Genomic DNA, 7445 nt, shown 5'->3' with positions numbered 1-7445 from the left:
GCGCTCACCGACGCGCGCAAGGGCCAGATCTTTGCGGCGTGCTTCGAACGCAGCGATAGCGGTCTCTTCGTTGAAGCCGCGTGTCTCGTTCTCTCTCCGGCGGAAGCCGTGGCGTGGGTGGGCGAGAGATCGGGGCCAGACGTGGCGATCGGCGGCAGCGCGCTTGTTCGCTATGGTGACGTGCTGCGGGCCGCGGCGAGAGATTGCTGGGAAGCACCTGCGCAAGCCTGGTGTCCCCACGCGCGCTACGCTGCCCACGTGGCCCGTGGAGATCATGGACCGCCCGAGGAGGTGGGGTACGCCGAGGTCTCTGCCCTCTACCTGCGTCCTCCCGATGTGAAGAAGCCTGTTCTGCCCCCTTTGCGGGATCTCTCGTGACGATTTCTGTGGTGAGGCTCGCCGCAGAGCACATCGAGGCCATGCGCGTCATCGAGAGCGCCTCGTTTCCCGTCAGCTGGGGAGAGGGATCGTTCGAGAAAGAGCTCGAGGAGAATGCGCTCGCGCGCTATCTCGTCGCGCTCGAGGACGGGGCGGTTGCGGGATATGTAGGCGCCTGGGCGGTTCTCGACGAGCTGCACATCACCACGTTCGCCGTCGATCCCGCGCGCCGCGGACGGGGCATCGGGCGGCGCCTGCTGGCGGCCTTGCTGGCCAATGCCGTCGACGAAGGCGCCTGCTGGACGGTGCTCGAGGTGCGTGAGAGCAATGTCGCGGCCATTGCGCTCTATCAGTCGTTCGGGTTCCGACAGGTGGGCCTGCGCAAGAAGTACTACGAGAACGGCGAGAATGCGCTCGTGCTGTGGGTGGGCCAGATGCAGCAGGGCTCGTTCCGCGCGCTGCTCGCGGCGTCTAGCGCCTGAGCGGCATGCGCCAGACGCGGCAGGCGATTTGCTGCGCGCGCGGGCTGCTTCGTCAGCACTCTTCCCATTCGTAGGCATCGCCCTTGAAGACCTTGACCCCCCGGCGTGTCAACGCGGTCTTGAGCTCACCAAACGAGAGAACGTCGGTGCACGGGAGAGCGCCGACGCGGGGAGGGCCTTGCGTGACGATTCGCTCGGCGAGGAGAACCGCCGGGGTGCTCTCGAGAACGGGTTCATCTTTCGTGCTCACCAGCGCGAGACGTCGCTGCAGCGGCCGCTGATCGGCGTCGGTTCCCCGCACCCAGACGGCCAGCGACTCGCCGCCGCTTCCTCCTGGCACCATCGATCCCAGAACCCGATGTGCGAGCGCGCTCCAGGGCATGAGGTCGACATCGTAGAGATATCGTCGCACCCATCGGACCAGGGAGAGGGCGAACGTGGCCATGCGCCCCTCGATGCCGCAGTACACCCGCACGGTCGACGCTGCGTATCGCTCCGGGAAGAGGGCCACGTCTGGAGCGTTGAAGAAGCTCACGACACGGGTTCCGGTGGGCGCCGGGAAATCGAGGGCGCGGGGATCGTCGCCCCCGCGAACCAGGCGGTCCTTGTCCTGGGAGGTCATGCGGAAGCGCCTCCCGAGGCCGTCGAGCACGCTGGCCGTGGTCCCTTCTCCGTGGCGGTTTCGCGCGCCCAGCGTGATGGCCACGCAGATGTCGGAGATGCGCTCGAAGGCGCTCGCCGTCTCGTCGAGCATGGCGGCGCTCAGGGCGGGCATCAATGTGGCGCCGGAAGTCACCAGAACCCCGCGATGCAGGGCGGGCGCATCGAGCGCGGCCACGCCGAGAACGTGCGATCGGGCGCCGGCCACGTCGATGTAGTGGATGCCAGCTTCGATGCACGCGCTCGCCGCCGTGAGATCGCGCGTCTGGAAAGGACCGGCGGCGTCGATCACCACTGTCGATCCATCGATGGCCTCGCCCAGCGAGCGAGCATCGCGCAGGCTGCACGGCCGGAACTCGAGCCCGTTGCGGTGCGCCACGGCGCGAGAGGCCTCCGAGTCACGGCCGGCCAGACGCACCCGGGCCAGACCCGCTCGCTCGAGCTCAGCGCAGATGCGCCGTCCGACGACGCCTCCTCCGCCGATTACGGTGACTGTCTTCATGGCGCTGGCTAGTTCCGCGGGTCGCCCAGGCTGACCTCGCGGGCGTTGCGGATGCCGCTCATGCCCTGGATGCGGGTGAGCAGGGCAGGGCCTACGGGCTCGTCGATGGACAGCACCATCAGCGCCTGGCCGCGGGGCTTGTCGCGGGCGACCTGCATCTCGGCGATGTTGATGTTGCTCTCTCCGAGGAAGGTGCCGATTCGGCCGACCACGCCGGGGGTGTCTTCCTGCCAGGTCATCAGCTTGTGCCCCGCCGGGTGGAGGTCCATCCGCTGGCCGTCGACGCTGATGATGCGCGCGTCATCGGTTCCGAAGATGGTGCCCTCGCAGCGATGCTCCTCGCTCTTGGTGCGCACGCTCACCTCGATGAGGTTCACATAGTCGCGTACCTGGCCGCGGCGCGATTCTTGTACCTGGATGCCACGTGCCTGGGCGATGACCGGCGCATTCACGTAGTTGACGCTCTCGGCGTGATTGACCGACAGCAGCCCCTTCAGCACGCTCCAGGTGACCGGCTCGAGGCGCAGCTTGCACAGGTCGCCCCCGTAGGCGACCTCGACCCGCTCGATGGCTCCTTCAGACATCTGAGCCAGGAACGCGCCCATGCGCTCAGCGAGGTGCAGGTACGGCTCGAGCACGGCCATCTGCTCGGCGGGCAGCGAGGGAAGGTTGACCGCGGCGCGTGCAGGTCTGCCCTGCAGAACGTCGGCCACCTGCTCGGCGACGTCGAGGGCGACCTTCATCTGGGCCTCTTCAGTGGAGGCGCCGAGGTGCGGCGTGCAGATGACGTTGTCGAGGCCGAGCAGCTTCGAGCCTACCGGCGGCTCTTCGCCGAAGACGTCGAGGGCCGCGCCGCCCAGGTGACCGCTCGTGATGCCCTCGTAGAGCGCCTCTTCGTCGACGATGCCGCCGCGAGCGCAGTTCACGATGCGCGCGCCCTTCTTCATCTTTGCGATCTGGTCGCGACCGATGAGCCCGCGGGTCTCCTTCGTGAGGGGCGTGTGGACGGTGATGAGATCGGCTTCGCGCAGGATGGTGTCGAGATCGGCCAGCTCGAGGTCGAGCTCTCGGGCGTGCTCCTCGGTGATGAACGGATCGAGGGCGATGACCCGGGCCTTGAACGCACGTACGCGGCTGGCCACCTCGCGGCCGATCTTGCCGAGTCCGAGAACGCCCACGGTCTTGTTGTAGAGCTCGACGCCGGTGAACTTCTTGCGCTCCCAGCCGCCCTTGGCCGTTGAGGCGGCGGCCTGGGGCAGATGGCGCAGCAGGGCCAGCATGAGCGCCAGGGTCTGCTCAGCGGCCGACACCGTGTTGCCCTCTGGAGAGTTGACCACGATGATGCCCTTCTGGGTGGCGGCTTTCACGTCGATGTTGTCGACGCCCACGCCAGCGCGGCCGATGATGCGCAGCTTGTTCGCGTGCTCGAGGATCTCTGCGGTGACCTTGGTCCCGCTGCGAACGAGCAGGGCGTCGGCGCTCTTGAGGATCTCGATGAGCTCTTCCTTCGGGAACGAGTCGCGGGCGGTGATGCGCGCGACGCCTCTCAGCTTCTCGAGAGCCTCGGCCGGCAGCGGGTCGGAGACGACCACGTGAAAGGGTTTGGTGGTAAGCTCAGCGGTGGTTTCGGGCAGGGTCTGGGTAGACATCGGCAGCTCTCTCCTCGGGATCGGGTGGCCGCGAGATCTGAGATGCGTCTCGCGGGGCGGCAGAGGCGATTCACCGTCTCGACGCCAAGTCCCTCTTCGATGGCCATGGGGCGCCGGCTCGACGGCCGCCAACGCCCGTTCTCCTTCTCGCACGCCTGCGAGCGCCCCGCGGCGTCGGCGATTCCGACAGGAACCCGGGTCGGCGCGCGTGGAAGGCACGGCCATGCGCACCGATGAGCCCGTCCTCGCCCACGCCCCGGCGCCGTCGGATGATCGCCTTCTCGTGCCCACGCGCGACACAACGCTCGCGCCCATCGTCGAGGGCCTCACCGACGCGCAGCGCGACGCGGTCACCCATTGCGAAGGGCCGTTGCTCATCGTGGCCGGCGCGGGCACCGGCAAGACCACGGTCGTCACGCGCCGCATCGCCTGGCTGGTGGCGTCGCGACGGGCCCGTCCGGAGGAGATCCTCGCCCTGACCTTCACCGACAAGGCCGCGCGCGAGATGGAGGAGCGGGTCGACACCCTGCTGCCCTACGGCTACACCAGTCTCGATATCAGCACGTTCCACGCTTTCGGATATCGCTTGCTGCGCGAGAACGCCCTCGAGGGCGGCCTCGATCCGAACCTCGCCGTTCTCTCGAAGGCGCAGCAGATCATCTTCCTGAAGCGCCACCTGTTCGAGATGCCCCTCGACATCTATCGGCCTCTCGGCAACCCCACAGCCTACCTCGAGGCGCTGACCACCCTCATCGCCCGTGCCAAGGACGAAGACTGCACGCCGGCCGACTACCGGCGCTTCGCCGACGAGATCGCCGCCCAGGCACGGGCCGTCCCGGACGACGTCGAGACGGCCGATGAGGCGCGTCGGCAAGGCGAGCTCGCGGCGACCTACGAGGCCTACGAGCGCCTCATGGCCGAGAACGGGTGCGTCGATTTCGGGGACCAGGTGTACCGCGTGCTCGCGCTCTTCCGCTCCCGTCCGTCGGTGCTCGCGGCGTGCCGCAAGCGGTATCGATACATCCTTGTCGATGAGTTCCAGGACACCAATCACGCGCAGTTCGAGGTCGTGCGCCTGCTGGCCGAGGGGCACCGCAACATCACGGTGGTGGGCGATGACGATCAAGCCATCTATCGGTTCCGCGGTGCCGCCATCTCGAACATCCTGCAGTTCGGTGACGTCTATCCAGATGCGCGCAACGTCGTGCTCACACGCAACTTCCGCTCGCCGCAGGCCATCCTCGACGCGTCCTATCGTCTCGTGGTGCACAACAATCCGGACCGTCTCGAGGTGCGCACCGGCATCGACAAGCGACTCGTGGGGCGTGCCGACGACGACGCCGCTCCTGTGTTCCGCATGTTCGACGCTGTGTCGACCGAGGCCGACGAAGTTGCCCGCATCATTGCCGAGCGTCATGCTGCGGGCGCTTCCTTCGCAGAGCACGCGCTGCTCGTTCGAGGCAACCGCGACGCTGATCCGTATCTGCGGGCGATGAACATGCGCGGCATCCCCTTCCGCTTCAGCGGAAGCCACGGTCTCTACACGCGGCCGGAGATACGCCTGCTGATCGCCTTCATGCGCGTGGTGGCAGATCCCCGCGACAGCGTCTCGCTCTACGCCATGGCGGCCTCCGAGATCTATGCGCTCGACGCCGTCGACCTGGCCTCGCTCTGCGGCGTCTCGCGCAGGCGCAACGCAAGCCTGTTCGACGTGCTGCGCGTTGTCGAGCAGGCGCCCACCGAGGTCGAGTCGGCGGGGCGAGGAGCCGGGTACACCCCCACGGCCGATGACATCGGGCTCTTCCAGGGTCTTGCGCCCGATTCGCGCGCCACGGTGACGCGGCTGCTCGCAGACGTGCGCCAGTACATCGAGCAAGCAACCTGGAAGCCGCCCGGGCAGGTGCTCTACGCCTTTCTTCGCGGCAGCGGCCTTCTCGAGCGCCTGAGTCGCTGCGAGACGCCGGAAGATGACCTGCGCATCCGCAACATCGCGCGCTTCTTCGATGTGGTGAAGGGCTACGAGATGGTCGACGAGCGCGGGCGGCTTCCCGAGCTGGTGGCGCACCTCGATCTCTTGATGGAGGCGGGAGACAATCCCGCGGTGGCAGAGGCCGATCCGGATCTCGACGCGGTCTCGGTGCTCACCGTGCACAAGTCAAAGGGCCTCGAGTTCGGACACGTGTTCGTCGTGGGCGCGATCGAGGGACGCTTCCCATCACGCTCCCGCGCTGATCGGCTGCCGCTTCCCGCTGAGATGCTGCGCCAGGTGCTGCCCAGCGGCGATGCCCACGTGCAGGAGGAGCGCCGCCTCTTCTACGTGGCCATGACGCGGGCGCAGCGGCGGCTCTACATCTTCGGGTCGCACGACACGGGGGCCAAGCGCGCGGCGCGACCGAGTCGCTTCATCTTCGAGGCGCTCGACACCGAGGGGGGATCGATTGCTGCGCATCGCACGTCGGCGGCCGAGGCCATCGAGCGACATGCGCCGGGGGTCGAGATCCCGGTGTCAGCGCTCGCGCCGCTCCCGGATGAGCAGTTCCTCACCCTGTCACACAAGCAGCTCGACGACTACATGACCTGCCCGCTGAAGTTCAAGTTCGTGCACGTGCTGCGGGTTCCGCTCATGTCGAACCACGCCGTCGTCTACGGCCGCGCGCTGCATGAGGCCATCTCGTTCTACAACGGCGAGCGCAAGAAGGGCGAGATGCCGTCTCTCGAGCGCGTGCTCTCGGTCTTCGGCGGCGCCTGGGTCAACGAGGGGTTTCTCTCGCTCGAGCACGAGGAGCAGCGATTCGCGCAGGGGCAGCGCGTTCTCACGGCTTGGGTCGAGCGGCAGGCGGGGGGCAGGGCGCCGGCCATCGTCGAGGAGGAGTTCACGTTCGTGCTGGGGCGCACGAGAGTGGTGGGGCGATACGATCGCGTTGACGTGTGGGACGGCGACAAGGCCGCCATCATCGATTACAAGTCGACCGACGTGCGCACCCAGGAAGACGCAGACAAGCGCGCCCGCGACAACTTCCAGCTGGCGGTCTACGCGCTTGCGTGGCGGCAGGCCACGGGTCGTCTGCCGCAGTACACCGAGCTCCAGTTCCTCGAATCCGGGATCTGTGGCAAGGCGCGCAAGAGCGAGCGCGACGTGGAAGAGGCGCGTGCGGTCATCGAAGATGCTGCCCGCGGCATTCGCGCACGCTGCTACACGCCCCGCCCCGAGGTCAGGGCCTGCGCCGTCTGCGCCTTCTCCGAGATCTGTCCTTCGGCGGCTCGGTAGACCCGGGCCTGGGCTCGGCGTCGTGAAGGGTTGCGCGACCGAGATGCGCGTGGCTGCCTGAAGAAGACGGCATGGGCGTCTCGCGATTGATCAGATGGCGCATCGGGTATGACCGAGGGGTGCTGCAGATAGGGAGAGACAGACGTGTTCGGGGGCCCGAGCTGGTGGCTCTCTCGGTCGGGGGAGAGCTCGACGTTGCCGGTACCGCGTCGCTGCAGGCCAAGGGTCTCGAGATCGTGGCCGGCGACTGCCAGCATCTGCTCATCGACCTCGACACGCTGCTCCACATCGACAGCCGCGGTCTGGGCACGTTCGTCGAGCTGCGCCAGAAGATGCGTGAGAAGCGCGGCACGCTCTCGTTTGTCTGCAACAACCCGCGCCTTCGCCGCCTGTTCCACCTCACCAACCTCGAGCGTCTCTTCACGTTCTATGAGAGCGTGTCCCACTTCGTGACCGCACACGGTGGGGAGCTCGCCGCCGCCGAGGGGGAGGCGCTGTGAGCGTCT

The 7445-nt window shown here is 67.5% G+C and carries 5 protein-coding genes; 3 read left to right on the top strand and 2 right to left on the bottom strand.

Annotated elements, in window-relative coordinates; translation table 11 throughout:
* The first annotated feature begins 203 nt into the window (after positions 1 to 203).
* Positions 204 to 860 carry a ribosomal-protein-alanine N-acetyltransferase gene (rimI, locus tag EB084_15835; protein ID NDD29729.1) on the top strand — a complete coding sequence of 219 codons (657 nt, stop codon included), beginning with the start codon at positions 204 to 206 and terminating at the stop codon, positions 858 to 860.
* Between the two features lie 52 nt (positions 861 to 912).
* Here rimI and EB084_15830 read toward each other — a convergent pair whose 3' ends face one another.
* Together EB084_15830 and EB084_15825 are read right to left on the bottom strand one after the other, a co-directional pair.
* Positions 913 to 2022: an NAD-dependent epimerase/dehydratase family protein gene (locus EB084_15830; protein ID NDD29728.1), complete on the bottom strand. Its 1110-nt coding sequence runs from the start codon at positions 2020 to 2022 to the stop codon at positions 913 to 915.
* Between the two features lie 8 nt (positions 2023 to 2030).
* Entirely contained in the window at positions 2031 to 3671 is a 1641-nt protein-coding gene (locus EB084_15825) for a phosphoglycerate dehydrogenase (protein NDD29727.1), read from the bottom strand.
* A gap of 208 nt (positions 3672 to 3879) precedes the next feature.
* Here EB084_15825 and EB084_15820 point away from each other — a divergent pair, with 208 nt between their 5' ends.
* Together EB084_15820 and EB084_15815 are read left to right on the top strand one after the other, a co-directional pair.
* On the top strand, positions 3880 to 6939 hold the full coding sequence (locus EB084_15820; protein NDD29726.1) for an ATP-dependent helicase: 3060 nt from the start codon (positions 3880 to 3882) through the stop codon (positions 6937 to 6939).
* 71 nt (positions 6940 to 7010) lie between these two features.
* Positions 7011 to 7439 carry an anti-sigma factor antagonist gene (locus EB084_15815; GenBank protein ID NDD29725.1) on the top strand — a complete coding sequence of 143 codons (429 nt, stop codon included), beginning with the start codon at positions 7011 to 7013 and terminating at the stop codon, positions 7437 to 7439.
* Positions 7440 to 7445: the final 6 nt, after the last annotated feature.

This window comes from Pseudomonadota bacterium (assembly GCA_010028905.1).
Lineage (GTDB): Bacteria > Vulcanimicrobiota > Xenobia > RGZZ01 > RGZZ01 > RGZZ01.
Note: the sequence above shows the minus strand (reverse complement) of the source record. Positions and strands in the feature narration are given on the sequence as shown.

What these genes read in the sequence shown, in the direction of transcription:
- EB084_15830 (NDD29728.1), bottom strand. Translation starts at nt 2,022, where the DNA reads ATGAAGACAGTCACCGTAATCGGCGGAGGAGGCGTCGTCGGACGGCGC.
- EB084_15825 (NDD29727.1), bottom strand. Translation starts at nt 3,671, where the DNA reads ATGTCTACCCAGACCCTGCCCGAAACCACCGCTGAGCTTACCACCAAA.
- EB084_15815 (NDD29725.1), top strand. Translation starts at nt 7,011, where the DNA reads ATGGGCGTCTCGCGATTGATCAGATGGCGCATCGGGTATGACCGAGGG.